The 24,565-nt window shown below is 43.7% G+C and carries 23 protein-coding genes and 1 tRNA gene; 18 read left to right on the top strand and 6 right to left on the bottom strand.

What is annotated here, in order from left to right; all coding sequences use genetic code 11:
- Positions 1-165 precede the first annotated feature (165 nt).
- Positions 166-2,073, top strand: a complete 1,908-nt coding sequence (locus tag CRENPOLYSF2_RS10775) for a sulfatase-like hydrolase/transferase (RefSeq protein WP_176371102.1) — start codon at positions 166-168, stop codon at positions 2,071-2,073.
- A gap of 162 nt (positions 2,074-2,235) precedes the next feature.
- Here CRENPOLYSF2_RS10775 and CRENPOLYSF2_RS10770 read toward each other — a convergent pair.
- The 5 genes from CRENPOLYSF2_RS10770 to CRENPOLYSF2_RS10750 all read right to left on the bottom strand — a co-directional run bounded on the left by CRENPOLYSF2_RS10770 (position 2,236) and on the right by CRENPOLYSF2_RS10750 (position 7,423).
- Positions 2,236-2,311, bottom strand: a tRNA-Lys gene (locus CRENPOLYSF2_RS10770).
- Positions 2,312-2,376: 65 nt separating this feature from the next.
- Positions 2,377-4,683 carry a type I DNA topoisomerase gene (topA, locus tag CRENPOLYSF2_RS10765; RefSeq protein ID WP_087143953.1) on the bottom strand — a complete coding sequence of 769 codons (2,307 nt, stop codon included), beginning with the start codon at positions 4,681-4,683 and terminating at the stop codon, positions 2,377-2,379.
- Between the two features lie 28 nt (positions 4,684-4,711).
- Positions 4,712-5,179 (bottom strand): Smg family protein, encoded by a 468-nt coding sequence (locus CRENPOLYSF2_RS10760; protein ID WP_087143952.1) that lies wholly within the window; start codon positions 5,177-5,179, stop codon positions 4,712-4,714.
- A gap of 13 nt (positions 5,180-5,192) precedes the next feature.
- Entirely contained in the window at positions 5,193-6,245 is a 1,053-nt protein-coding gene (dprA, locus tag CRENPOLYSF2_RS10755) for a DNA-processing protein DprA (RefSeq protein ID WP_087143951.1), read from the bottom strand.
- Between the two features lie 44 nt (positions 6,246-6,289).
- Complete coding sequence (locus tag CRENPOLYSF2_RS10750; protein WP_087143950.1) at positions 6,290-7,423, bottom strand: LysM peptidoglycan-binding domain-containing protein; 1,134 nt, start codon at positions 7,421-7,423, stop codon at positions 6,290-6,292.
- 98 nt (positions 7,424-7,521) lie between these two features.
- Here CRENPOLYSF2_RS10750 and def point away from each other — a divergent pair, with 98 nt between their 5' ends.
- From def to CRENPOLYSF2_RS10675, 15 genes are all read left to right on the top strand, one after another.
- Positions 7,522-8,034, top strand: a complete 513-nt coding sequence (gene def / locus CRENPOLYSF2_RS10745) for a peptide deformylase (protein ID WP_087143949.1) — start codon at positions 7,522-7,524, stop codon at positions 8,032-8,034.
- Entirely contained in the window at positions 8,031-8,954 is a 924-nt protein-coding gene (fmt, locus tag CRENPOLYSF2_RS10740) for a methionyl-tRNA formyltransferase (protein WP_087143948.1), read from the top strand. Before def ends, fmt begins: the two co-directional genes overlap by 4 nt.
- Before the next feature lie 4 nt (positions 8,955-8,958).
- Positions 8,959-10,245, top strand: a complete 1,287-nt coding sequence (rsmB, locus tag CRENPOLYSF2_RS10735) for a 16S rRNA (cytosine(967)-C(5))-methyltransferase RsmB (RefSeq protein ID WP_087143947.1) — start codon at positions 8,959-8,961, stop codon at positions 10,243-10,245.
- Between the two features lie 132 nt (positions 10,246-10,377).
- Positions 10,378-10,980, top strand: coding sequence for a DUF4390 domain-containing protein (locus CRENPOLYSF2_RS10730; protein WP_087143946.1), 603 nt, complete (start codon positions 10,378-10,380; stop codon positions 10,978-10,980).
- Entirely contained in the window at positions 10,962-13,130 is a 2,169-nt protein-coding gene (locus tag CRENPOLYSF2_RS10725; RefSeq protein WP_087143945.1) for a sensor histidine kinase, read from the top strand. Before CRENPOLYSF2_RS10730 ends, CRENPOLYSF2_RS10725 begins: the two co-directional genes overlap by 19 nt.
- Entirely contained in the window at positions 13,127-14,488 is a 1,362-nt protein-coding gene (locus CRENPOLYSF2_RS10720; protein ID WP_087143944.1) for a sigma-54-dependent transcriptional regulator, read from the top strand. Before CRENPOLYSF2_RS10725 ends, CRENPOLYSF2_RS10720 begins: the two co-directional genes overlap by 4 nt.
- 112 nt (positions 14,489-14,600) lie before the next feature.
- On the top strand, positions 14,601-15,029 hold the full coding sequence (gene rplM, locus CRENPOLYSF2_RS10715) for a 50S ribosomal protein L13 (protein WP_087143943.1): 429 nt from the start codon (positions 14,601-14,603) through the stop codon (positions 15,027-15,029).
- 14 nt (positions 15,030-15,043) lie between these two features.
- Positions 15,044-15,436, top strand: a complete 393-nt coding sequence (gene rpsI / locus CRENPOLYSF2_RS10710; protein WP_087143942.1) for a 30S ribosomal protein S9 — start codon at positions 15,044-15,046, stop codon at positions 15,434-15,436.
- Positions 15,437-15,670: 234 nt separating this feature from the next.
- On the top strand, positions 15,671-17,074 hold the full coding sequence (leuC, locus tag CRENPOLYSF2_RS10705; RefSeq protein ID WP_217884097.1) for a 3-isopropylmalate dehydratase large subunit: 1,404 nt from the start codon (positions 15,671-15,673) through the stop codon (positions 17,072-17,074).
- A 14-nt stretch (positions 17,075-17,088) separates the two neighbouring features.
- Entirely contained in the window at positions 17,089-17,700 is a 612-nt protein-coding gene (gene leuD / locus CRENPOLYSF2_RS10700; RefSeq protein WP_087143941.1) for a 3-isopropylmalate dehydratase small subunit, read from the top strand.
- 59 nt (positions 17,701-17,759) lie between these two features.
- Entirely contained in the window at positions 17,760-17,987 is a 228-nt protein-coding gene (locus CRENPOLYSF2_RS10695; protein WP_087143940.1) for a hypothetical protein, read from the top strand.
- On the top strand, positions 17,984-18,208 hold the full coding sequence (locus CRENPOLYSF2_RS10690) for a hypothetical protein (protein WP_217884096.1): 225 nt from the start codon (positions 17,984-17,986) through the stop codon (positions 18,206-18,208). Before CRENPOLYSF2_RS10695 ends, CRENPOLYSF2_RS10690 begins: the two co-directional genes overlap by 4 nt.
- An 84-nt stretch (positions 18,209-18,292) precedes the next feature.
- The gene (locus CRENPOLYSF2_RS10685) at positions 18,293-18,514 is read left to right on the top strand and encodes a type II toxin-antitoxin system HicB family antitoxin (RefSeq protein WP_087143939.1); all 222 of its coding nucleotides are present in this window, start codon (positions 18,293-18,295) and stop codon (positions 18,512-18,514) included.
- A complete protein-coding gene (locus CRENPOLYSF2_RS10680; protein ID WP_087143938.1) occupies positions 18,511-18,705 on the top strand; it encodes a type II toxin-antitoxin system HicA family toxin in 195 nt (64 codons plus the stop codon). The genes CRENPOLYSF2_RS10685 and CRENPOLYSF2_RS10680 overlap by 4 nt, the downstream gene beginning before the upstream one ends.
- A 43-nt stretch (positions 18,706-18,748) precedes the next feature.
- Positions 18,749-20,287, top strand: a complete 1,539-nt coding sequence (locus CRENPOLYSF2_RS10675) for an alpha-isopropylmalate synthase regulatory domain-containing protein (protein WP_087143937.1) — start codon at positions 18,749-18,751, stop codon at positions 20,285-20,287.
- 185 nt (positions 20,288-20,472) lie between these two features.
- Here the strand turns inward: CRENPOLYSF2_RS10675 and CRENPOLYSF2_RS10670 are convergent, their stop codons facing one another.
- On the bottom strand, positions 20,473-22,170 hold the full coding sequence (locus CRENPOLYSF2_RS10670; protein WP_087143936.1) for a hypothetical protein: 1,698 nt from the start codon (positions 22,168-22,170) through the stop codon (positions 20,473-20,475).
- A gap of 1,352 nt (positions 22,171-23,522) precedes the next feature.
- Here CRENPOLYSF2_RS10670 and CRENPOLYSF2_RS10665 point away from each other — a divergent pair.
- Positions 23,523-23,915, top strand: coding sequence for a group I truncated hemoglobin (locus CRENPOLYSF2_RS10665; protein ID WP_087143935.1), 393 nt, complete (start codon positions 23,523-23,525; stop codon positions 23,913-23,915).
- 19 nt (positions 23,916-23,934) lie between these two features.
- Positions 23,935-24,534, top strand: coding sequence for an FAD-binding oxidoreductase (locus CRENPOLYSF2_RS10660; protein WP_087143934.1), 600 nt, complete (start codon positions 23,935-23,937; stop codon positions 24,532-24,534).
- Positions 24,535-24,565: the final 31 nt, after the last annotated feature.

Here is a 24,565-nt window from a genome sequence, read left to right as displayed (position 1 = left end):
CACAGCAGTGGCCGCGTGAGATGCCCAGCGCTTTTAATCCCCCACCTTGTATATATATTAAGACAAACTATATTTTGTTATAGGTAGGTATGTTAATCGCACAGTTAAGTGATTTTTGTAATGTACGCGATTACTTATAATAATTTTTTAAGGAATAATATAGCTATGAAAATAAAAACCAAGACAAAATATCAATGGTTAATAGAATTATGGCCTTATTCACATTATGTCCTTGGCGCTATGCCAATTTTATTGTTCACTCTGTATTCCACAAAAATTCGTATACAAGGCAAATATTTTGGGGCGATATTAATGTCGTCGCGCCGAACGTTAGAAAGCGCAACTGTTTTTGATGTGTTGTTTTTATACCGGTATGACTTATTACTCTGGGGATGTCTTGCACCTATTGCAATCATTGTAAGTTATCGGTATTTACGACATAAGAATGCTACTATTATCTGGGTGGCCATCTCAATCCTGTCTTTGCTTCTGTTGTATACCAATTTACAAAGTTGGGGACAGGTTGGACAGTTTCTTACTTTTTCTGCGTTGGTGGATGCGGTATCTTTTGGAATTTCAAAACCTGACATTGCTAAGAAATATATTGCGATGGACGGGGTAATTAAAACGTTAGTGCTTATTTTGGCAAGTACTGTTGCCTTTTGTGGCGGTAATTGGTTGAAGCATTTTAAAAAAATTCAAAAACTAGTGGCATGGATTTCAATCAGTTCTGTGCTGGTTTTTTTAATGATGGCATGCTCTGCAAACTTATCTACCCTGCGTTCAAGCAATATTACCAACAGTTTTTTTATGAACGCGCTATTTTCATTATTATCCAGTAATGCGGGAAAAACAACGTTAGACAATCTTTCTGAAATTGAGCTCAATAAGCGTTTCTTTGCATTGCATGGGCTTTCTGATACCACTCAACCGCCATTAAATTATGCCGTTGAGCGCAACTCAAACTTAATCTTATTTGTATTAGAAACGGCATCTATCAACTTTTTAGATGTGCGTAAAACCCTGCCAAATCATCCAGTCTGGAATAAATTGTCTGCCAACAAATACATTGGTGCCAATCATTATTCGGTTTTTCCTGCTTCTGCTGAGTCTAATCTTGCCATGCTGACAGGGCTTTACCCACCAAGAGCGTATTACGACTCCTGCCTGATAAATCTTACCGCAGATAAAACCATACCCAGTATTATGACGGCATTTACTAAGCTTGGCGCTAGCACGGGGGTTTATGTACCTTACAAAAGCCAAGTACCTATGGACAAGGTTGTCTTTGAGCATGTTGGCTTTAAAAAAGTGTTTTATGGTGAGGAGCATAGGTTAGCCAATCTGAAGAATGCTGATATTATTGCATTCAATGAACTTGATGCTGATATTTCTCACTGGACGAAAGAAGGCACACGTTTTGCTGTTGGCTTTTATCCACAACGCGGCCATGGCCCTTGGGATGCGGCTTTAGGCGCTTCGGTTGCCGAAAGAGGCCACAAGATCGCCATGCAACAACTAGATTGGCTGCTGGCACTGGTCAATCGTCTTGAGGAAAATGGTGCTTTATCGAAAACAGTGATTGTGCTTACTGGCGATCATGGGGTGCGTACTTCTGAAGAAGATCCTAATGTTCGTATCGGTATGATTGATCAGTATTCATTTCATGTCCCTTTGATTTTGATTGCCCCACATGCACACTACCCTGCCGAAGTGAGTAACAAGCCTACATCTCATATTGATATTGCCGCTGAAATTACGCATTTGTTTGGTTTACCAAGAGATAAATTGCAACAAGGACTTGCGTTTCTGGATGTAGATATTAATAAACGCCATCAATTTTTTGTGGCAAATTGGTATTATGGCGCAGATGGATACCGAGCACCGACGACATCTGCTATGTATTCTAAGGTACTTGATATTGCCTTCGAGAATAAAAATACCGTACTTAAGTTCTCTGATATGGATATTGTTACAACACAAGGTGAGAAAAACAGAATTCAACAGCACATTGATAATATGCTGGATTTACAAACTGAATGGATAAAACGTTACGCCTGCGATGCCGCTTGATTAAAACGCTTTTTTAATACTCAACTTAGAGTGTTCAAAATTTTTTAATCGTTCACATCGCGCTTGTTGTGAGTATTTTTTAAGAATACCCCAAAATTACGCCACAGATAATTTTAGGCATAAAAAAAGCCCTGCATTTTTATGCAGGGCTTTTGAATTTTTTGGTGGGTCGCATGCGATTCGAACGCATGACCATCGCATTAAAAGTGCGGTGCTCTACCGGCTGAGCTAGCGACCCGATATGAACCACCAATTGTAGTTTAATTATTGGTTCTTTGCAAGAAATAAAAAATAAATATAAATTTAGTCTGGCACTTGCGCTAAATCACCCTCATAAGGCGTGGCGTATTTGCAATCTTTTTGTGGACAGACTTTTTCTGCGCCGCGCTTTTTGGTTTCTTTCACGGTTAAAACCGGCCAATTGCAATCAGGGCAATGTTCTTTTATCGGCGCATCCCATAAAGCATAACTGCATTTTGGGTAGCCCGCACACGAATAAAATATTTTGCCATTCCGCGATTTTCGCTTAAGAATATTAGCTTTTTTACACTGTGGGCACTCCACATGGGTATCTTCTGGCTTTTCCAGTGGCTCAATATGCTTACACTGCGGGTAGCCGCTACAACCAATAAATTTACCATAGCGTCCCATTTTAAAAACTAACGGTGATGCGCAACTGGGGCAGGTTCGGCCTTCTAAAACCTCTGATTCTTCTGCTGTATTGGCATCGTCATTTAAATTGCGGGTGTACGAACATTCAGGATAATGGGTGCAGCCAATAAACCGACCATTTCTACCCAAACGTATTGACAAAGGACTGGCACACTCAGGGCATTTTTCATCAATAGTTTCCTGAGTAACATCTTTGCGCTGAACGCTAGCTTCTTTTTCATGAATCAAGTGGGTAAAAGGTGCCCAGAATTCATGCATTAACGGAATCCAGTCTTTTTCACCTCGCGACACCGCATCTAATTCATCTTCTAAATTGGCGGTAAAATCGTAATCAACGTACTTAGTGAAATGCTCGGTTAAAAATTTATTAACGATTCGACCCACATCAGTGGGGTAAAAACGCTTGGTCACTAAAGTGACATATTCACGATTCTGCAAAGTAGAAATAATCGACGCATAGGTAGAAGGCCGACCTATGCCATGCTCTTCTAAAGATTTAACCAAGCTGGCTTCGCCGTAACGTGGCGGTGGCTCGGTAAAATGCTGGGTACTGCTAATATCCAACAACGTCACCGGGCGACCTTCTTCCATAAACGGCAGTAGGTTTTCTTTATCATCCGATTCGTTGCTGTCATCTTTACCTTCCAGATACACAGTCATAAAACCTGGAATCGCAATAGTAGAGCCTGTGGCTCTAAAAATATGTTTTTCACCTGCACAACTTAAATCAACCGCCACCATGTTCAAGGTGGCGTGTATCATCTGGCAGGCAATCGTACGCTTCCAAATCAGTTCGTACAGCTTAAACTGCTCAATAGTCAGATAATCTTTGAGTTGACTAGGCAGATGACGTGGATAAGTCGGGCGTATTGCTTCGTGCGCTTCTTGGGCATTTTTAGCTTTAGTTTTAAACTGCCTAGGCTCTACCGGTACATTATCCGCACCGTAAATCTCAGCAATTAAACTACGCATATCGGCCACTGCATCGGCAGACAAATTTACCGAATCGGTACGCATGTAAGTGATAAGACCAGCGGTTTCACCGCCAATATCAATACCTTCATACAACTGCTGGGCAACCATCATGGTACGCTTGGTGGTAAAGCCCAGTTTACGCGAGGCCTCTTGCTGCAAAGTTGAGGTAATAAACGGTGGCGCAGGATTGCGCTTTTGCTGTTTTTTCTCCAGCTTACTAACCAGTAACTGACCGTCAGCAGCATCCAGTAAAGTTTGCCGCGCTGCTTCAGCTAAATCTTGGTTGTTAAGACTGAATTGATTGAGCTTTTCGCCATTGTAATGCGTGAGCTTGGCTTTGAAATTTTGCGCTTGCGCGGTTAATAGCGCATCGGTTGTCCAATACTCACGGGTTTTAAACGCTTCAATTTCCAGTTCACGCTCAACAATCATCCGCAACGCGGGGCTTTGTACGCGCCCTGCCGACAAGCCGCGACGAATTTTTTTCCACAATAACGGCGACAGATTAAAACCTACCAGATAATCTAGGGCACGACGGGCTTGCTGGGCGTTAATCAGATTAATCGCCAGTTGTTCAGGGTGGGCAATTGCCTCAGTAACCGCTTTTTTGGTAATCTCATGAAAAGCAACACGGTGTACCGTTTTATCTTTTAACTGATTTTTTTCATTCAACAACTCGTACAAATGCCAAGAAATGGCTTCGCCCTCCCGATCAGGATCAGTGGCCAAATACAGCGTATCTGCACCTTTAAGTGCTTTGGTGATGGCTTGAACGTGCTTTTGATTGCGGTCAATAATTTCATATTTCATCGCGAAATCATTGCTGGGATCCACTGCGCCTTCTTTAGGAACAAGGTCGCGCACATGACCGTAAGACGCTAAAACCTGAAAATCCGGCCCCAAGTATTTCTCAATGGTTTTGGCTTTAGCGGGTGATTCTACAATAACAAGATTTTTACTCATTTATTCGATAGCACAAGAGGGTCAGTAATTAGTGTAAGTAAATAGGCACCAGGCCATAAACTATATCTTCCATACGAGAAAATGCAATTTCTTCATCAGGCTGGCTTAATAACACCATGAGTACTATCCATTTTAATTTTTCGATTGATATTTCTTCGTTACCCAAAGCCATGATGCGGTCAATAACCAGCTCACGATTGCACGCGTTTAAAATACCATTTTGCTCAAGAAACATGATAAAACCACGGCACTCCATATCCAGCTTGGCGATTTCTTCTGCACAAAAAACCCGAAATGCTGAGGTGATGGTGGGCTTAATCGCACCTTGAAACCCCAGTGATTCCAGCCAGTCAAAAGCCTTATTGACTTCCAATTGCTCAAAGCCTGCGGCCAATAATTCTGTACGCACCGCGTCACTGTCAGGCAGGATTTCAATTTCATCCTCCATGTAGTTTTCAAACAAATACATCAGGACATCAAAAATATTTTCTTTCATAGGGTACGTTAACTTATTTTATTCGCGTATAGCAACCACCGGTGGTCGCCTCTATATAGCCTTGCAGCTCTAAAATCAGCAGCATTGATGAGATCACATCCACCGATTTTCCGGTATTTTCAACCAAGTTATCAACGGAAGTTTGACCAAACATGATGAGATTCAATAATGTTTGTTGCTCTAGGTCAAGCGTTGATTGCATAGCGAGTGGCAGTATTTTTTCAACCTTATGATTATATTGATCTAGTTCTTCAAGAATATCTTCAACTGTTTCCACAAGCTTCGCACCTTGGCGAATTAGCGCATTGCAGCCTCGCGCCAAGGGGTTGTGAATAGACCCTGGGATAGCAAACACTTCGCGATTTTGCTCCAATGCCATGCGTGCGGTAATCAGTGAACCACTGTCTCTGGCGGCTTCAACCACCAACAAACCTTGCGCTAAGCCGCTGATAATGCGATTACGCCGTGGGAAGTGGTTGGCTTTGGCAACCGTGCCTGGTGGAAACTCTGAAATAATAGCGCCAGTTTTAACAATATCCAGCGCCAAATCTTTGTGCTTGGCAGGGTAAATACGATCCAATCCCGTACCGGCAACTGCAATAGTAAAGCCCTGGCCACTTAATGCCCCGCGATGACTGGCAGCATCAATGCCTAAAGCTAAACCACTGGTAATAACAAAACCGCATTGACTCAGCGTTTTGGCAAAATCAAATGCCATCTCAAGACCTAAAGTCGAGGGATTACGACTACCTACCACCGCTATTTGCGGCCATGATAACAGCTCAGGCTTGCCGCGTACAAACAGCAGCGGCGGTGGATCGTAAATTTCTTTGAGTTGCGCAGGATAATCGTCATCAGCAAGGGTAATGACATGATGGTCTTTGCTTTCTAACCAGATTAAATCCAGTTCGATACGTGGCCAATCCGGTTTTTGAATGGCGGCAATGCTGTCAGTTTTTAAGCCTAATGCACTCAGTACCGTAACCGATTCGGTAAATAATTGGCTAGGCGTATGGGTTTGCAGAATTTTAGTGAAGGTTCGACACCCCACCCCTGGCGTTCTAATTAACGCCAGCCAATATTTTATGGCTTCAGGAGAATCGGTCGTGTTCAGGGGGTTTGTACTTTATCAAGTACGTGTATGGACTGGGTGGCTTTCATCACTAATGCATAGCTTAAGCGCTCAAACGGGCGAAACACCATCAAAGTACCGGCAAACTCATCCGGTAATTTCACTTCGTCGTTTTTAATCGTGCTGTAAGCATCTCTGGTGACTCTGCCATTTTTATAAATATCCAGTTCATACCCTGGCAAAACACCGTCATTACTGCCTTTATCAATTACCACCACATTGTAACGACCAATTTGCGACACACCGCCCAATACATTAATAATACTGGCATTTATCTTACTATCAGGTGGTCTTGGAAAGTAATTTAGGCTGACATTTTCCTCAATATTAGCCATGATACGATCGCCTATGCGGATTTCACTGTTGGCTTTAGTAATGGTTAAGGTGGCAGGATTACCTTCTTCTTTTAAGCTGGCATTGCCGATATATTTGGCTTCGTAACCTAAAATTTCCTGAGTGCCTGGCCTAATATACGGTTCACCCGGCCGGTAAATAGTGTAGGTCATGGTTTTGGGCTGCACTAAGCCACGCACATACACGGTGTTATCAGTGCTGGCAATCAGATGCTCGCCACCAAAATCAATAATATACGGTGCGTTTTTTAGCTCTGTTGCACTGACCACACGCGGTGAAGTTAAAAACTGATCAATTTCATCAATAGCAATAATATTAATGGCCTGCTTCATGTCAGTAATGTGCATACACGGCGATAATTTATCGACGGCACGCGCATAATTGGTACGACCAGTGCTAATATCTTCGTGTTGTAAGCAATCGCCGTCATCGACGCTAGCGCCGAGATTATTTTGATTGGATTGATCTTGCAAGCTATTTTGAGAAAAACTTAGCTGCGGTCTGCCGTTAACCACAGTTAAATACAGCGTGTCTCCAGGGTAAATCAAGTGCGGATTATGTATCTGGCTATTGTCGTGCCACAATTTAGGCCATTGCGAGGGGCGTTGTAAAAACCGCCCTGAAATAGCCCATAAGGTATCGCCTTCCACAACGGTATATTGGTTTGGATGATCAGGATTAAGCTGGATATCCTCTGCCCATACGCTCATACTCAACAGCAAGGGCGTAATAAATTTTATCCACGGTGGAAAAGCCATATCTGAGTCCTAAGGAGTCTTTTTAAGGGTTACGAATTCAAAGTTTAGATGAATTCAGTTAGAATTCCAGCATTCAATTATATTTAGTGGAGAAGTCGTTGAGCATTCTAACCATTCTCGAATTTCCGGATGAGCGCTTGCGTAAAAAAGCAGCGCCCATCAAGGTCGTCGATGCGTCTATCAAAAAACTGGCTGATGATATGCTGGAAACCATGTATGAGGCACGCGGCATAGGCCTTGCTGCAACACAAGTCAATATTCAGCAGCGTATTATCGTTATTGATATTAGCGAAGAAAAAAATGCGCCGCAATATTTTATTAATCCCGAAATCATTGAAAAAGACGGTGTTGAAGAATCCGAAGAAGGCTGTCTTTCTGTGCCAGGCTTTTACGAAAAAGTAAAACGCGCGGATCACATTACGGTAAAAGCCTTAGATAAAGACGGTATCGCTTTTGAGCTGCAAGCCCGTGATTTGCTAGCCGTGTGCTTGCAGCATGAGATTGACCATTTGGATGGTAAATTATTCGTCGATTATCTGTCTTCATTAAAGCGCCAACGTATTAAAGCCAAGCTGGAAAAAATTCATAAACAAAGTCAAGGCAAGTCATGAAAATTGTTTTTGCGGGTACGCCCGAATTTGCCGTACCTAGCTTGCAAATGCTGTTAGATTCTAAGCACGATGTGTGTGCGGTCTACACCCAGCCTGATCGTCCAGCAGGCAGAGGACGAAAGTTGCATTTTAGCCCCGTTAAAGAACTGGCATTACAGGCGAATATTCCGGTGTTGCAACCACTGTCGTTAAAAAATGCTGACGATTTGGCACAACTTTCGACTTTCAACGCCGATCTTATTATCGTTGTAGCTTACGGTATGATTTTACCGCAAACCGTATTGGATTTGCCGCGCTTGGGCTGTCTTAATGTCCACGGCTCGCTATTGCCGCGCTGGCGCGGCGCAGCCCCTATACACCGTGCTTTAATGGCTGGCGATAAGCACACAGGTGTCACCATCATGCAAGTGGTGCTTAAACTGGATGCCGGTGATATGTTGCACAAAGAAGTTTGCCCCATCAGTGACACCGATACCTCCAGCGACTTGCACGATAAGTTATCGACATTAGGCGCTATCGGTCTTTCCAAAGTATTGGTACAACTGAAGAACGATTTACTGTGGGCGCAAAAACAGGATGAAACACTTGTCACCTATGCGGAAAAACTATCCAAACAAGAAGCCATTATAGACTGGTCACACTCAGCGCAAGACATTGCCCGCAAAGTAAGAGGTTTAAATGCCTGGCCGGTTGCACAAACTCTCTACCAAGGCGAGGTATTAAGAATCTGGCAAGCCGAGGCCATCGACTCTAATGCAAAAGAAATCCCTGGCACGGTCAGCGCAACCCACAAACATATGGAAGTTGCCACAGGGCAAGGCTGGTTACGCGTATTGGAAGTGCAATTGCCCGGCGGTAAACGCTTGCCCATCCATGCCTTTCTTAATGCCCACGCTGTCGACGATGTCGTGTTAGGTTGATGACGTGAGTACACGCCGCATTGCCGCACAGGTGTTATCCCGCGTATTAGACGACGGGCAGTCTTTAACCACCGCACTGGACAGCGCGTTAGCTAAGCTAGAATCCGCTAAAGAGCGCGCTTTTGTACAAGCTTTGTGCTACGGGGTGTGTCGGTATTTTTACCGCCTGGATTTTATTCTTAGCCAATTACTGGATAAGCCATTAAAAGACACGGATATTAAGGCATTGGCATTAGTCGGCTTGTATCAATTGATTTTTATGCGGGTAAAACCGCATGCCGCTATCTCAGAGACGGTGTCAGCCGTAGGTAAAAAAACCTGGGCTAAAGGTTTGATTAATGCGTTACTGCGTAACTATCTGCGGTTACAAGATAAACTGGATGCTAAAGCCGAAAAAAACCTATCGGCGGCAACAAGCCATCCCGATTGGCTGCTTGAGCAAATTACCCACAGCTGGCCGGAACATGCGCCACAGATTTTTGCTGAGAATAATCTGCAAGCGCCGATGAGTCTGCGGGTTAATCTGTCCAAAATCAGTCGTGACGATTACCTACAGCAATTAAACCTGCATACTATTTCCGCCACTATTGCAACGCAGTGCTTAAGCGCAATAACACTGGATAAGCCTGCCGCCGTGGAATTATTACCTGGCTTTGCCGAGGGCTGGTTTTCGGTACAAGATTGTGCCGCGCAACTGGCCGCTGAACTATTAGATGTGCAGGCAGGCGACAGGGTATTGGATGTCTGTGCAGCACCTGGCGGTAAAACCGCGCATATTTTAGAAACCCAGCCTGACGTGAAAGAATTGGTCGCTATCGACATTGATGCAACACGAATGCGGCGTGTCAGCGACAATTTACAGCGCCTACAGTGTCAGGCCACACAGATTATTGCAGATGCAACGCGGCCACAAGATTGGTGGGATAAAATTCTATTCGAGCGAATTTTATTGGATGCACCCTGCTCGGCTTTAGGTGTTATACGCAGACACCCTGATATTAAATTACTGCGTAGGCCTGACGATATTGCTGCGTTGCAAGCATTGCAACAAGCGCTATTGCAGGCTATCTGGCCGCTATTGGCGCAAGGCGGCACCTTGGTGTATGCAACCTGCTCCGTACTGAAACAAGAAAATGAACAGCAAGCTGCGGCATTTTTAGCCACTCATCCTGACGCTATCGAATGGCCGATTACCTCTGCCTGGGGTGTGACTAGGCCTGTGGGCAAACAAATTATCACCGGCGACTTAGGAATGGACGGCTTTTATTATGCGCGTTTTAAAAAACAATAGTTGACGTTGTCCACGGAAATCAAAAAAAGGCACGGAAAACATGAACAATTTGGCAGATAAACACGCTATACAAGCAATAGTATATTGGCAGTTTTTACGTACTGTGCGAGCATTTAGCGCATTGATTGTGTTATGAGTATTTTTTGTCATTTTCGTGAACAAAACACACTATCAAACCGTAAATTCTACTGCTTTCTGGGCTTGGTTTTATCGCTATTATCAACATCGCTACATGCTACCGATGCCGCATCAACCATCAAACATGCCAATCTTGCTCTGCAAGACGGCAATTACGTGCTGTCTGCTAACATAAACTATCACTTTAGCAAAAAAGCGCTCAATGCCTTACAGCATGGGGTAGCTTTGTTCTGGATAATACAAATTGAACTGCAACAGCAACGCGATATTTTGTGGAATAAAACCTTAATTGATAAAGAGATAAGCTATCGTATTCAATACCATGCTTTATTGAACATGTATCGGGTAAAAAACCAAAGCAGCGGTGAGGTGTATAATTTTGCTACTTTCGCGGCGGCACTGGATTTAATGTCTAACCTACATAATTTTCCACTGCTCGCCCGCGAGCGTATCGACCTTAATGCGCATCACTACCGTGCTGCTATCAGAGTGGTATTTAATCGTAATGCGTTACCATTGCCATTACAACCCATAGCTTACCTTAATCCTCAGTGGTATCTTTCCAGTGACTGGTATTTATGTCCACTAACAAAATGAAGTTACCTGTTAACGTATTTATTTTAATCTTGTTTGGATTAATTTTAGTGTCGTTACAACTGATGAGTTCAGCGACACAGGAGTCATCAGAACTCAACGCTATGTACTCTTGGTTATTGCTTGTTAACGCATCGGGGTCTGTGGTATTACTGGGTTTGGTGGGTGCTAACGTTTATTCGCTTACCAAGCAATTTAAAAAACGCGAGGCAGGATCGCGGTTAACCACACGCATGGTGTCGTTATTTGTGTTGCTGGCATTGGTACCGGCGGTTATTGTATTTTATTTTTCCATGCAATTTTTACATCGCGGCCTGGATAGCTGGTTATATGTCGAGATAGATCGCGCGATGGAAGATGCGCTGGAACTGAGTCAAACTTCGCTTGATCAACGGATGCGCTGGCATGTGCGCCAAACGCAACAACTGGCCGACACGCTGGAAGCCACTTCGGAAAACATGGCGGTTTTTGAAATGGAAAATTTACGCGATCAATCCGGTGCCTCGGAAATGGCATTATTCTCACGACAAGGCCGTGTTATTGCCTCCAGTAGCGCCAATTTAGGCGATATTTTACCTAATTTACCCGATGAATACGCTTGGCTGCAATTACGCCGCAATGGCGAGTTTGCCACTTTAGCGCCGGTACGTGATGATGAATTAACGATACGTGTCATTGTCACTATTAAAGCGCAAGAGCCCTACTATTTACAAGCGCTATACCCCGTACCTCCCCGTATTGCTGATTTGGCTGACTCGGTTGAATTTGCTTTTGTGCGTTACCGTGAGATGAATTTTTTAAAGGATTCACTAAAATTAAGCTTCTCTTTGGCCTTGTCGCTGGTGTTGTTAATGAGCATGCTAGCAGCGATTTGGGTTGCCTTTATCAGTATCCGTAATATTATTGCGCCGGTTAAGGAGTTGGTTAAAGGCACTCAGGCCGTGGCTTCTGGGCATTACGACCAGCAATTGCCGGTTATGTCCCAAGACGATTTGGGATTTTTGGTGGAGTCTTTTAACGACATGACGCACCGCATTGCGATGGCGCGTGATGAAACCAAACAAGCAGGTTTTATTGTTGAAAATCAACGTGCTTACCTTGAAACCATATTAGCAAATTTAACCGCAGGGGTGATCAGCTTTGACGAGGCGTACAGAATTCGTACCGCTAACCAAGCGGCCTACCGAATTTTCCATGTGCATGTCAGCCACTTTATTGGCCAAACTTTATTGGAAGTGGCACAGATTTACTCGGAGCTGGTCGAGCCGCTTAAATCCATACAGCGACTTTTAGTACAAACCGATGATATTTGGCAGCACCGGATTGCTTTTTTAGGCCCCAATGGTAGACAAGAGCTATTATGCCGAGGTACGCCGTTATTTTCTCAATTAGGCGTGCGGGTTGGTGCGGTGGTAGTATTCGATGATGTAACCACTTTAATGCAAGCACAAAAAAACGCCGCCTGGGGTGAAGTCGCACGGCGTTTAGCGCATGAAATTAAAAATCCATTAACGCCGATACAATTATCTGCCGAACGCTTGCAGCACAAATTAGCTGCCAAATTAGACCCCGCAGATGCCGATATTTTGCAACGCTCTACCGCAACTATCGTTCAACAGGTTGAAGCGATGAAGGAAATGGTAGATGATTTTTCCGAATACGCCAAGCCGTCTAAAAAAGAAACCGTGGATATCAACCTGCCAATGCTGGTACAAGAAGTTCTAGCACTTTATACCTTACGGCCTGGTGTAAAATTTAAAGTAGACTATGATGAGGCAGGGTCATTGATTATTAAAGGCGATCCGGTCAGTATGCGCCAAGTGCTGCACAATTTGCTTAAAAACGCTTTAGAAGCCATCGATGACAACGGAAAAATTGATGTTATCGTGCATCGTGTCCAAAAAAATAACACGGATTTTATAGAAATTGGTTTGTATGATGACGGCCCTGGCATTAAAAATGAACAACTGGAAACAGTGTTTGAACCTTATGTGACAAGCAAAGCTAAGGGCACAGGTCTTGGGCTTGCGATAGTAAAAAAAATCATAGAACAACACGGCGGCGCAATATGGGTCGATAGCACGCGGAATATCGGTGTCGGTTTTATTGTGCAACTGCCGGCTCACAATTTTGAAATAACAGAGAAATCATGAATACACAAAACTCCCGCATCTTAGTCGTCGATGATGAACCTGACATTCGCCGTCTGGTATGTGAAATTCTTGAAGATGAAGGCTATGAGGTTTACACCGCCGAAAATGCAAGCACTGCACAGCTATTGAAGCAAGCCAAAATTCCGCACTTAATTTTATTAGACATCTGGATGCCAGATACCGATGGTATTACCTTGTTAAAAGAGTGGGTGGCAGAAGATGCGTCATTGTGTCCTGTGGTGATGATGTCGGGACATGGCTCGGTAGAAACCGCTGTTGAAGCCACCCGTCTGGGTGCGTATGATTTTCTTGAAAAACCGCTATCCCTGGCTAAATTATTGCTGATTATTGAAAGAGCCCTGGAAGCCAGTAATCTGCAAATTGAAAATGCGGGTCTTAAGCAACAACTGGTTACTGATATTGAACCCGTGGGTAAAAGCGCTACGGTTGCCCGCACTAAAGATCATCTTAAACGCTTAGCACAACACGACGCGCGTATTTTGTTTACCGGCGAAGCAGGTGTTGGTAAAGAAATGTACGCCCGTTATTTACATAACAACAGCTCGCACCGCGATGGTCCGTTTATTGATGTTGCCGTTGGCAGTATTTCGCCGGAAAACTCTGCCGTAGAGTTTTTTGGCAAAGAAGATAATGGCAGAGTCCATGTTGGCTTATTAGAAAGAGCGCACAAAGGCACGTTATTTTTGGGCGAAATTGGTGATATGGATAAAGAAACCCAGTCGCGCTTATTAAGTGCTCTGGAATCCAGTACGTTTTTACGGGTAGGCGGCAGCGTTGCTGTACAGGTTGATGTCAGAATAATCACCTCCACACGCATTCCCTTAGAGGAAGAAATTAGGCTGCGACGCTTTCGGCAAGACCTGTATTATTTACTGAATGAAGTTATTATTGATATCCCACCACTGAGAGATCACGGTGAGGATGTGCCTGGGTTATTGGCTTTTTATGTAGATTATTTCGTCAACCAAGAAAAATTATCGTTTCGTCGTTTCTCAATGGCCGCGCAAAATTTTTTACGTAACTACAGTTGGCGCGGCAATGTACGGGAATTAAAAAACCTAGTACAACGGTTAATGATTTTGGGTGTAGGTGAAGACATTGAATTAGCTGAAGTAAAATCGGCCTTAGGCACAGTGGTCAGCGATTTTGCATCATCGTCATCTGTACCGGATTTTTTTAATCTGCCTTTAAAAGAAGCCAGAGACCATTTTGAAAAAGCCTATTTAGAATACCATTTTGAAAAAACTGGCGGCAGTGTCGCCAAATTATCTACTGCCGTGGGCATGGAGCGCACTCATTTGTATAGAAAACTGCACTCGTTAAACATTAAGGTGTAACACAGTTACCTACATTTACTGCGCATCCATAAAAAAAATTGAAAACTTTGGTAATATTTAGTATCATTAGAGGTCTTTTATTTAGCCTTTAACAGCAATACATACGTAACGAATGAAAACATTTAGTGCAAAACCAGAAGAAGTTAAGCGCGATTGGTACGTCGTCGATGCAGAAGGAAAGACCTTAGGTCGTCTTGCTTCTGAGATTGCACTGCGTCTTCGTGGTAAACATAAACCAGAATACACACCACATGTTGATACAGGTGATTACATTATTGTTGTTAATGCTGAAAAAATTGGCGTTACAGGCAATAAAGAAAAAAACAAACTCTATCAGCACCATACAGGTTATATCGGTAATTTAAAAACCGTAAGTCTTGGTAAATTAAGACAAACATTTCCTGATCGCATTATTAATACTGCGGTTAAAGGCATGTTACCAAACAATCCATTAGGACGTGCCATGTTCAAGAAATTGAAAGTGTATGCAGGCCCTGAACATGATCATCAGGCTCAACAGCCAAAAGTTTTAGAATTATAAGCGAGTAGACTCTAATGGCAGCAACTCAATATTATGGAACTGGTCGTCGTAAATGTGCAATTGCGCGTGTTTATGCCACATCAGGCACCGGAAAAATCACCGTTAACTCGAAAACGCTTGAGGAATACTTTGGTCGCAAAACTGACCAAATGGTTTCTTGCCAGCCATTGCAATCCGTAGAAATGGAAGGCAAATTCGATATTAATGTGATTGTCAAAGGCGGCGGCCCATCCGGCCAAGCGGGTGCAATTCGCCACGGCCTTACCCGCGCCTTAATGGTATACGATGAAACGCTACGCCCAGTACTTAGAAAAGCGGGCTTTGTTACTCGTGATTCACGTATAGTAGAACGTAAAAAAATTGGTTTGCACAAAGCCAGAAAGCGTCCTCAGTACTCAAAACGTTAAGCATATATTTGCGAGGTTTACGCCTCGCTTTATATCAAAAAGGGTGACATTTTTGAAGTGTCGCCCTTTTTTGTGTCAGCAAAATAAAATATCAAAGCAGGTAAGACGACTTTTACCGCATTGCCAAACTCGCCATACTTGAGGGATAATGCAACGTTACCATGCCTATGCTACCGATTACCCTATGCACGTCATTGCTCACCGTTCGCCATGACCTCTGTCAGCTTTGGAATTATTATGAAAAAAACCATGTACGAAAAGATTTGGGACAGTCATCTGGTCGTTGAAGTACCAGGACAAGCGCCGTTAATCTATGTTGATCGCCACTTGATGCACGAAGTCACCAGCCCACAAGCCTTTGAAGGCCTGCGACTCAGCGGTCGTCCGGTGCGTAACCCGCACAGCATTTTGGCGACGATGGATCATTGTGTGCCGACCAAAAACCGCCATTTACCGATTGCCGATCCTATCGCCAAAAAGCAGATTGAAGTGATGGCGGAAAACTGCCTGGAAAACGGCCTCAATCTGTACGACATGAAAAACCCTAATAATGGCGTAATTCATGTTGTCGTACCGGAACATGGTTTTGTACATCCTGGCATGGTCGTAGTCTGCGGCGATAGCCATACTGCAACGCATGGCGCTTTTGGTGCCTTGGCGTTTGGTATCGGCACATCGGAAGTGGAACATGTGATGGCGACACAAACGCTGCCACAGCAAAAATCCAAAACCATGTTGATACAAGTCAATGGTAAGCTGTCCAAGTATTCTTCCGCGAAAGATATTGCCTTGGCGATTGTCGGTAAAATTGGTACCGCCGGTGGCAATGGCCATGTGATTGAATACGCAGGCGATGCCATCAAAGAATTATCGATGGAAGGCCGTATGACGTTGTGCAACATGGCCATTGAAGCCGGTGCCAGGGCCGGTTTAGTGGCTCCTGATGAAAAAACCTACGCTTATTTACAAGGTAAAGAGTTCGCACCCAAAGGTGCAAACTGGGATCTGGCGATGGCGTACTGGCAAAGTCTGCCTAGCGATGAGGGTGCAGTATTTGATACCGTCATCACTTTGGATGCGGCTGATATTGCCCCGCAAGTTTCCTGGGGAACTTCACCCGAACAAGTGGTTGGCGTTAACGGCTCTGTGCCGTCACCCGACAGCTTTGACAACGAAGGCAAGCGCAAAGCCTGTGAAAGTGCGTTGGCCTACATGGGCTTAACCCCCAATACCAAAATGACTGACATCGCCATCGACTTGGTGTTTATTGGCTCCTGTACCAATGGCCGTATCGAAGATTTTCGCATTGCCGCTGAAGTGGCCAAAGGCACTAAAGTAGCCGCTGGCGTACAGGCGATTGCGGTACCCGGTTCTTATCATGTTAAATCGCAAGCGGAAGCCGAAGGTTTGGACAAAATTTTCCTGGATGCCGGTTGGGAATGGCGCGATCCAGGTTGCTCCATGTGTCTGGCGATGAACGGCGACGAGCTGACCAAAGGCCAACGCAGTGCATCAACCTCTAACCGTAACTTTGAAGGTCGACAAGGCAAAGGTGGACGTACCCATTTGGTATCGCCAGCGATGGCCGCAGCGGCAGCCGCAGCTGGGCATTTTGTTGACATACGCGAACTGGCATAACGGGAATAAGCACGATGGAACCATACAAAAAACACGAAAGTATCGCTGCGTTAATGAACCGCAGCAATGTAGATACCGATCAGATTATCCCGAAGCAGTTTTTGAAAAAAGTAGAACGCAGTGGTTTTGGCGCACATCTTTTTCACGACTGGCGTTTTAATGACGATGGCAGCGACAACCCTGACTTTGAATTGAATAAGCCGGTTTTTAAGGGTGCGAAAATTCTGGTGACAGGCGACAATTTTGGTTGCGGCTCATCCCGCGAACACGCACCGTGGGCAATTGCCGATTATGGTTTTAACACCATTATCTCCACCAGTTATGCGGATATTTTCTACAATAACTGTTTTAAGAACGGTATTTTGCCGATAGTCGTCAGTCCAAAGCAACTTGATAAGCTGATGGCTGAAATCAATGCCAATGAAGGCGTTAAGTTTCTAGTTGATCTGGAAAACAAACAAGTTACCACACCGGCTGGCAACGGCTTTACGTTTGATATTGATCCGTTCCGTCAGGGCAATTTGCTGAGTGGTTTGGATGATATTGGTTTAACATTAATCCATGTCGATAAAATCACTGCGTATGAACAGCAGCATAAAAAAACTTATCCGTGGTTGTGGGCTTAGTTGATCGGTGGTAATACAACCCAAAGGGCAAGGAAGCCCGTAGCTTCGCCGAATGATCAATGATCAAGCTTATAGGCGAAATAATTGCAGTTGAAACTATTGCAGAAGGTCATGGCATCCGTGAATTGGCATCATTACGGGAACGTTATGGTTACGGGAATTGGCGTAAGAAAAAAGGCATTACGCTAATAGAGTTACCGGATGGGTCGGTTGTTAAGGCAGAAATTCATTGGTATGAAGCGCATGGTATTGGAAAAGTTAAGCTAAAAATAAAGAGGTGGTTATGAAATTTGTAGTTTGCATGGAAAATACCTCTTTGGGCGATTTTTCAACCGATGATTTAACTCTTGGAAGGCTTTATGAAGTCGTTGAAGAGATAGATAGCCGTGGTATGCTGCGAATTGTTGATGATTCGGGTGAAGATTATTTGTATCCGGCGCAGTTGTTCGAACCCATAGAAATTCGGGATAGCATGGCCGAGCGGTTACACTCACTTTTTAAAACCTAGGTGACTGCCGTTGTAGATTGGGTTGATGCCGTTCTAACCCAACATTAACGCCACTTTATATATTGCACCCACAGGAAACAAATCATGCAAAATCATTTCACCGCCGTATTTCGTAAATTTCCTGAAGGCTATGTTGCTTTTATTGAGGAGTTGCCCGGAGCTAATACCCAGGGCGCGACACTCGAAGAAGCCCGCACTAATTTAGCCGAAGCCGTCACCTTAGTATTAGAAGCAAACCGTGCATTGGCTGAAGAAGAGTTACAAGGTATTGAGGTTATTCGTGAACCGTTTTTGCTGGTGGCATGAAGCGGATTGATTTACTTCGCTATCTTGAAGCCCACAACTGTCAATTAGTGCGTGAAGGTGCCAACCATACTGTTTATCCCAATCCTTTAACACGCAAAATCACGGCAATCCCTCGTCATCGTGAAATCAACGAGTTTCTTGCTGTTAAGATATGCAAAGACCTTGATATTCCGACCCTAAAATCTAAATAAAAGCAGAGTTTAGGCATCTACATACCTGGCTTACAGAGTAATCATGTCAACACAATCCAGAAAAATCCAGCTGATGGACACCACTTTGCGCGATGGCGAACAAACGCAGGGCGTATCATTTACCCCCACTGAAAAAGTCAGCATTGCCAAGGCGTTATTGCAATCGTTGCGGGTTGATCGCATCGAAGTCGCTTCGGCGCGGGTTTCGGAAGGTGAAAAAGAAGCCGTTACCAGCATTAACACCTGGGCAAAACAAGCCGGTTTTGCTGGGTGCGTAGAGGTACTGGGGTTTGTAGACCACACCAAAAGCGTGGACTGGATTCTAGCAACAGGTGGTAACGTTATTAATTTACTCACCAAAGGCAGCGAAAAACATTGCCGCGAACAACTGGGTAAAACGCTCGCCCAACATACCGACGACATCATCCGCACCGTTGACTACGCGTTGCAAAAAAATCTCACCGTCAACGTCTATCTGGAAGACTGGTCGAACGGCTATCAAAATAGCCCTGACTATGTTTACGAATTGATGAACAGTTTGCAACACACGGGTATCAGTCACTTTATGCTTCCCGATACGCTGGGTGTGCTATCGCCCGAAGAAGTTTTTGTGAGCCTAGGCGATATGTGTACACGGTATCCGATGCTGGCATTTGATTTTCATCCACATAACGATTACGGCCTGGCGACAGCCAACGTCATGGCGGCGGTTCGGGCAGGTGTTAGCTCCATACATTGCACCATTAATTGCTTGGGAGAACGAGCCGGTAATGCGTCGCTGGCGGAAGTCGCGGTAGTATTGCGCGATAAAATGGGTCTGCAAATCGCTATCGATGAAAGCCATCTGGCACATGTCAGCAATATGGTGGAAAATTTTTCCGGCAAACGCGTTGCTGCTAATGCCCCGATTATCGGCGCGGACGTGTTTACGCAAACGGCGGGGATTCATGCCGACGGTGACCAGAAAGGTGGCTTGTATAAAACCAAGTTAAGACCCGAACGTTTCTCCCGCACACACAGCTACGCCTTGGGTAAAATGAGCGGCAAAGCCTCGCTCAAGAAAAACCTGGAACAACTGGATCTGAATTTATCGGAAGAAAATCAGAAAAAAGTGTTAGAGCGTATTGTCAGCCTCGGCGATTCCAAACAAACCATCACCACCGATGACCTGCCGTTTATTATTGCCGATGTACTGGAAAGCAAAGATTACCAGCACATCAAGCTGCTCAACTGCTCGATTACCAGTGGCCTTAATCTGGAATCCACCGCCAGTATTCGCGTTAGCATAGACGGTGCTAAGCATACTATGACTGGATCAGGCAATGGTGGTTTTTCTGCGTTTATGGATGCTATCAGCAAAGTGATGCAGTCGCACAATTATGCACTGCCAACTTTGGCCAATTACGAAGTGCGTATCCCCAAAGGTGGCCATACCGATGCGTTAACTGAGTGTGTGATTACTTGGGATTGTGGCGGTGAACTGCGTAAAACCCGTGCAGTACATGCCAACCAGGTGTTTGCTGGGGTTTTGGCAGCGTTAAAGATTATTAATATGCAGTTGCATGAGCTTAGCCAAGCGTAGACACACTACAAAATTTACAACCCCGTAATCATACAGCATTTTCATATTACGTTAATTACACTAAATAGAGGCAGGCTCTGCCTGATTATCACACAGAGCCTGACCTCAAAATATAGAGCAGATATTTTTGTGCTTATTAATATCTACTCAATATGTGAAGCGGTGTTCAAATTGCAGTGCAGCTTTTATTCCTCTATTTTGGTGTTCACGTCTGCTTCTCTTTCTGCTATTTTATTGACAACACCCCATAAAAAACCGGTTGTTACGCGATTAACAAACAAATCTTCGTTGCCTTTCAGTAAGCCATAATCAGGATAAATCCCGCCTGTGCTGGCTGGCAAAGTACCGTAAGAGTCCAGAGGATAAGCAGCGGCTCTATGACAAGTAACGCAATTAGTTTTTAAACCGAAAGTCGGTGTATGCACATAATTTACGCCATCGTAACTTAACGGCATGGGATTAGCCGGATTACTTTCATCACGCAAAAAGATATTGACGCTATTAGTGTCAGCTTTTGCGCCAAATACTGTCTCTAAGCCTTTCAACATACCAAAACTGCCTTCAAGATAAGGATTGGCGTTAATAACGGCTTCCTTATTGGCTGTTGCGTAGCTGTAACCCACGCCGGTTCTAAAATGTTTTAACGGTTTATACAATGGATTTGTGTTAAATAGCACTTCTTGATGCAACTGCACACCATTTTGATACAGTGACTCACTGCCGGTAGGTTGCCACCAAAATGTTTGCCATGTCCAATCATTAATCTCGCGGGTGGAAATATGAAAAGACGTTAAAATGGCATAATCGCCCACTTCAATATTGTCAATATTAGGCCCCATGAGTTCTTTTAAGATGCCGGTTTTTAATGAATCAACTTGTGCCTGGGTTAATTTGATGTAATGAAAATCTGATAAATTAAATGCCATTAAACGCCCATTCTCATTACTGGGCGGGTCAATTTCCAGGCCATCTCGGCCATAATAGGTGGTAGGTTCTGGCCATGTTGAGCTATTGCTAGGATAGATAATGGCTTCTTTGCGCCATGTTCGCTCACTTGCTACTAATGTATTGGCATGGCCGGGTAATTGTGCTGTGGCAATAGAGTCAGGATTGGTCACATTAATGTTTTCATCCCAGCGCCCAATAACAGTTGGCCCCTTACCTTTGATAATAGTAAAGGCGGGCTTTATCATCACCGCTTTGGTATCATCAAATATAACTGACTGAGCACTGTTAGGTACTATTCTTGCGTTAAGATTGTAACCGACCACCACGGTTTCACCGGATGGTGTCACTTTGGTATTCATCAGCTGACTCTCAACAAATTTACCAATCTCTAAATTGTATTTAACGTCACTGACGGAAGCTTCAGAAAAAGCAAGGTAATCGCGACCGGTATTAGTGTCAGGTGGGGCATTTTTTAAAGTAATAGCAAGTGCGCTGGCGTGAGAGTGTGCGCTTTGTTCCGGCACGTCTAAATTTCCCATTGTATTGGTTTTACGTGTAGTACCGGCACCGGATTTGTTAAATCCGACAATTGGCGCACCAATCGGCGGAACAACTTCATCTAGCGAATGCCATGTATCAAACAGACGAATAGTAGCGTCTTTTTCTTTGTACAACGGTTGCATGGCAGCAATGAATAATTCCCATGCGTGTGCTTTCATCAAATCTTTTTTATCTTGTGCAACCCATTGATTAATAATTTCAGGGGATTTATAAACCGTAGCCGGTAAGCTTGCGACAGGAACGACCGCAGGTAGCGATGGCAAAGTTTGCCTGGTATTTGCATAGGTAGAATGAGCCTGTGCATTAATACTGGTAATGGCTACGAGCATGACAAACAGCTTCTGCTGATAATAAAGTTTTGCAGCGTTTTTCATCTTCAAATTCTCCATTGGTCTTAGGTAACGACTACCAACTTAAAGCGGGACAAAAAATAATAACATTCAAGTAAGTTGGGCTGCCTGCTGTTTGGTAACCCAACATTTGCAATACCTTGGGAATGTTGGGTTGATAAAAGCGTTCAACCCAACCTACATTTTGTCTCTTGGTAAGTTGGTAGCCTTCTTAGGTAACAAATGGCATCCTTACTGTAACTTTCCTTTTTAAGACTAGTACACCAAATTGGAAGTCAACAGGATTTTAATTTAGCTTTATGCTGTACACAATCAGCATTTCATTCATGATTTGAAGATTTTTATTATCCTGTTTTTATACGATTTGATGTACTAGTGATACTCTCTAGTGTGATCACCTCCTTATGATGATAGTGAAGACTGAAATTGGGATGATTTTTTTATTCCTTACAACGCATTATTTCACCCTCAGCTTTAACGTTTATATGCGTAAGCTAATTCTCTTTTTGCCACTATTAACGGATAAAATAGGCGGCCAAATGCAAAATTATTACTGCTATTTAGCGTAGTAAACAGAGGTTAAAAATTATTTTATTATTGATATATATGATTATTTTATCTAGCTCATAAACATAAGCATAAGCATAAGCATAATAATCAAAAAATTATTGAATGACGGGGCTTTAAAAAAAATTTCATGAATAATTAACGCGGCTTATCAGTCAATACTTACAGGGTATAAGATATGAAAATAATTGTAAAGTTATTTTATGCCATTCTTAACAATTCTTAACAAAATCATTGCGCCTTATTTCATGGCAATTTTTTTTGGATTTTTTTAAAGTATTTTTGTAAACAAATACCTTAATCAAACGAACAGAGGGAGGGGCAATCGAAGCATTACTATTTTAGGCTATCCACTTAAGGCGGGGCAGTTTCAGGTTAAGCCGTTCGTGGTGAGCTTGTCGAACCATGATCGGCTTAACCGTGCCTCGCCTTAAGTAGGTAGCCCTATTTTATAGCGACGTGGAGTTGACCTAGTACTTAGTCATTTTTACTTTGTCGAGTACTATAAAATACTCCGTTCGTCCTGAGCTTGTCGAAGGACTTGTGGTTCATGGTTCGACAAGCTCACCACGAACGGTTTTTTAAAATTCACACTCGCCAAAATAAAATTGACTGAGTCTAGGACACGCGAGTGGATTATTGCCCGTTGTACATGAGCTGAATGAAGATTAACTATGCGAGTCAAATGCGTTTACCCTGTGGCGCTTTACCCACAAAACTAGCACGAAAATACCATCTGTTATAAACTTGCGCTGAGCCATTTTTTTGACTCGCCACTCTCACAAAACTATAACACACAGGACACACCCATGAGCGAAACAGAAGAAACGACAGCACCGACATCTTTGTTTGACAGAATTGGCGGAGAAGCTGCTGTTAATGCCGCTGTTGATATTTTTTACCGTAAAGTTCTGGAAGATTATCGCATCAACCGTTTTTTTGGTAATTCCGATATGGACAAGCAAATCGCCAAACAAAAAGCTTTTTTTACGATGGCATTTGGTGGCCCAAACAATTACACCGGTACTGATATGCGTACCGCACACGCCCGTTTTGTCAGCATGGGTTTAAACGATAGCCATTTTGATGCCGTGATGGAAAACTTCGATGCCACCCTTAAAGAGCTCAACGTGCCTGCTGATTTAATCGCTGAAGCAACGGCAATTGCAGAAAGCGTTCGCGCTGATGTTTTAGGGCAATAAGCTACTACAGGTGGAGAATATGGTTAATATCACATTAGGCGAAGACACATTGACTTGTCAAACGCACGAAACAGTGTTGGATACTTTGTTGCGCAACAATAGACAAATACCCCATAGCTGTCGACAAGGTGTGTGCCAATCCTGTTTAATGCGTAGCCTGAATAACCCTCCACCTGTTTCAGCACAGGCCGGTATTAAAGACACGCTGCAAAAGCAAAATTACTTTTTGCCGTGTATTTGTCATCCTGAACAAGATATGACAATCACTTTACCCAATCAGGAAATGGCATCAAGCACAGTCCGCGTTATTGAGAAACAGCGTTTGGCAACAGACATTATCCGTTTGCTGTTAACACACGAAGACGACTTTAATTTTTCTGCCGGCCAGTTTGTTAATTTAAAACGCGCTGATGGTTTGACACGCAGTTATTCCATTGCCAATACACCGCATCCCGACAAGTTTTTGGAGTTTCATATTCGCCGTCTGCCGGACGGCCAATTTAGCAACTGGGTATACGATGACTTAAACCCCGGCGACACAGTGACCATTTCCAAAGCGCAAGGCAGTTATCTTTATCTGCCTGGACGGGGTGTGATTAAAAGTGCGGGGATTCTGTAGAATACCGTTATTTGTTTTGACAAAACCTATG

The organism is Crenothrix polyspora, assembly GCF_900163755.1.
In the GTDB taxonomy this organism is placed as follows: Bacteria; Pseudomonadota; Gammaproteobacteria; order Methylococcales; family Methylomonadaceae; genus Crenothrix; species Crenothrix polyspora.
The sequence above is the reverse complement of the archived record's forward strand: the minus strand, read 5'-3'. Positions and strand labels throughout refer to the sequence as shown.

What these genes read in the sequence shown, in the direction of transcription:
- topA (WP_087143953.1), bottom strand. Translation starts at nt 4,683, where the DNA reads ATGAGTAAAAATCTTGTTATTGTAGAATCACCCGCTAAAGCCAAAACC.
- CRENPOLYSF2_RS10665 (WP_087143935.1), top strand. Translation starts at nt 23,523, where the DNA reads ATGAGCGAAACAGAAGAAACGACAGCACCGACATCTTTGTTTGACAGA.
- CRENPOLYSF2_RS10660 (WP_087143934.1), top strand. Translation starts at nt 23,935, where the DNA reads ATGGTTAATATCACATTAGGCGAAGACACATTGACTTGTCAAACGCAC.
- CRENPOLYSF2_RS10680 (WP_087143938.1), top strand. Translation starts at nt 18,511, where the DNA reads ATGAAGCGGATTGATTTACTTCGCTATCTTGAAGCCCACAACTGTCAA.
- CRENPOLYSF2_RS10695 (WP_087143940.1), top strand. Translation starts at nt 17,760, where the DNA reads ATGATCAAGCTTATAGGCGAAATAATTGCAGTTGAAACTATTGCAGAA.
- rplM (WP_087143943.1), top strand. Translation starts at nt 14,601, where the DNA reads ATGAAAACATTTAGTGCAAAACCAGAAGAAGTTAAGCGCGATTGGTAC.
- CRENPOLYSF2_RS10725 (WP_087143945.1), top strand. Translation starts at nt 10,962, where the DNA reads ATGTCCACTAACAAAATGAAGTTACCTGTTAACGTATTTATTTTAATC.
- CRENPOLYSF2_RS10720 (WP_087143944.1), top strand. Translation starts at nt 13,127, where the DNA reads ATGAATACACAAAACTCCCGCATCTTAGTCGTCGATGATGAACCTGAC.
- CRENPOLYSF2_RS10760 (WP_087143952.1), bottom strand. Translation starts at nt 5,179, where the DNA reads ATGAAAGAAAATATTTTTGATGTCCTGATGTATTTGTTTGAAAACTAC.
- CRENPOLYSF2_RS10750 (WP_087143950.1), bottom strand. Translation starts at nt 7,423, where the DNA reads ATGGCTTTTCCACCGTGGATAAAATTTATTACGCCCTTGCTGTTGAGT.
- CRENPOLYSF2_RS10675 (WP_087143937.1), top strand. Translation starts at nt 18,749, where the DNA reads ATGTCAACACAATCCAGAAAAATCCAGCTGATGGACACCACTTTGCGC.
- CRENPOLYSF2_RS10775 (WP_176371102.1), top strand. Translation starts at nt 166, where the DNA reads ATGAAAATAAAAACCAAGACAAAATATCAATGGTTAATAGAATTATGG.
- fmt (WP_087143948.1), top strand. Translation starts at nt 8,031, where the DNA reads ATGAAAATTGTTTTTGCGGGTACGCCCGAATTTGCCGTACCTAGCTTG.
- CRENPOLYSF2_RS10685 (WP_087143939.1), top strand. Translation starts at nt 18,293, where the DNA reads ATGCAAAATCATTTCACCGCCGTATTTCGTAAATTTCCTGAAGGCTAT.
- CRENPOLYSF2_RS10690 (WP_217884096.1), top strand. Translation starts at nt 17,984, where the DNA reads ATGAAATTTGTAGTTTGCATGGAAAATACCTCTTTGGGCGATTTTTCA.
- rpsI (WP_087143942.1), top strand. Translation starts at nt 15,044, where the DNA reads ATGGCAGCAACTCAATATTATGGAACTGGTCGTCGTAAATGTGCAATT.
- CRENPOLYSF2_RS10670 (WP_087143936.1), bottom strand. Translation starts at nt 22,170, where the DNA reads ATGAAAAACGCTGCAAAACTTTATTATCAGCAGAAGCTGTTTGTCATG.
- leuD (WP_087143941.1), top strand. Translation starts at nt 17,089, where the DNA reads ATGGAACCATACAAAAAACACGAAAGTATCGCTGCGTTAATGAACCGC.
- CRENPOLYSF2_RS10730 (WP_087143946.1), top strand. Translation starts at nt 10,378, where the DNA reads ATGAGTATTTTTTGTCATTTTCGTGAACAAAACACACTATCAAACCGT.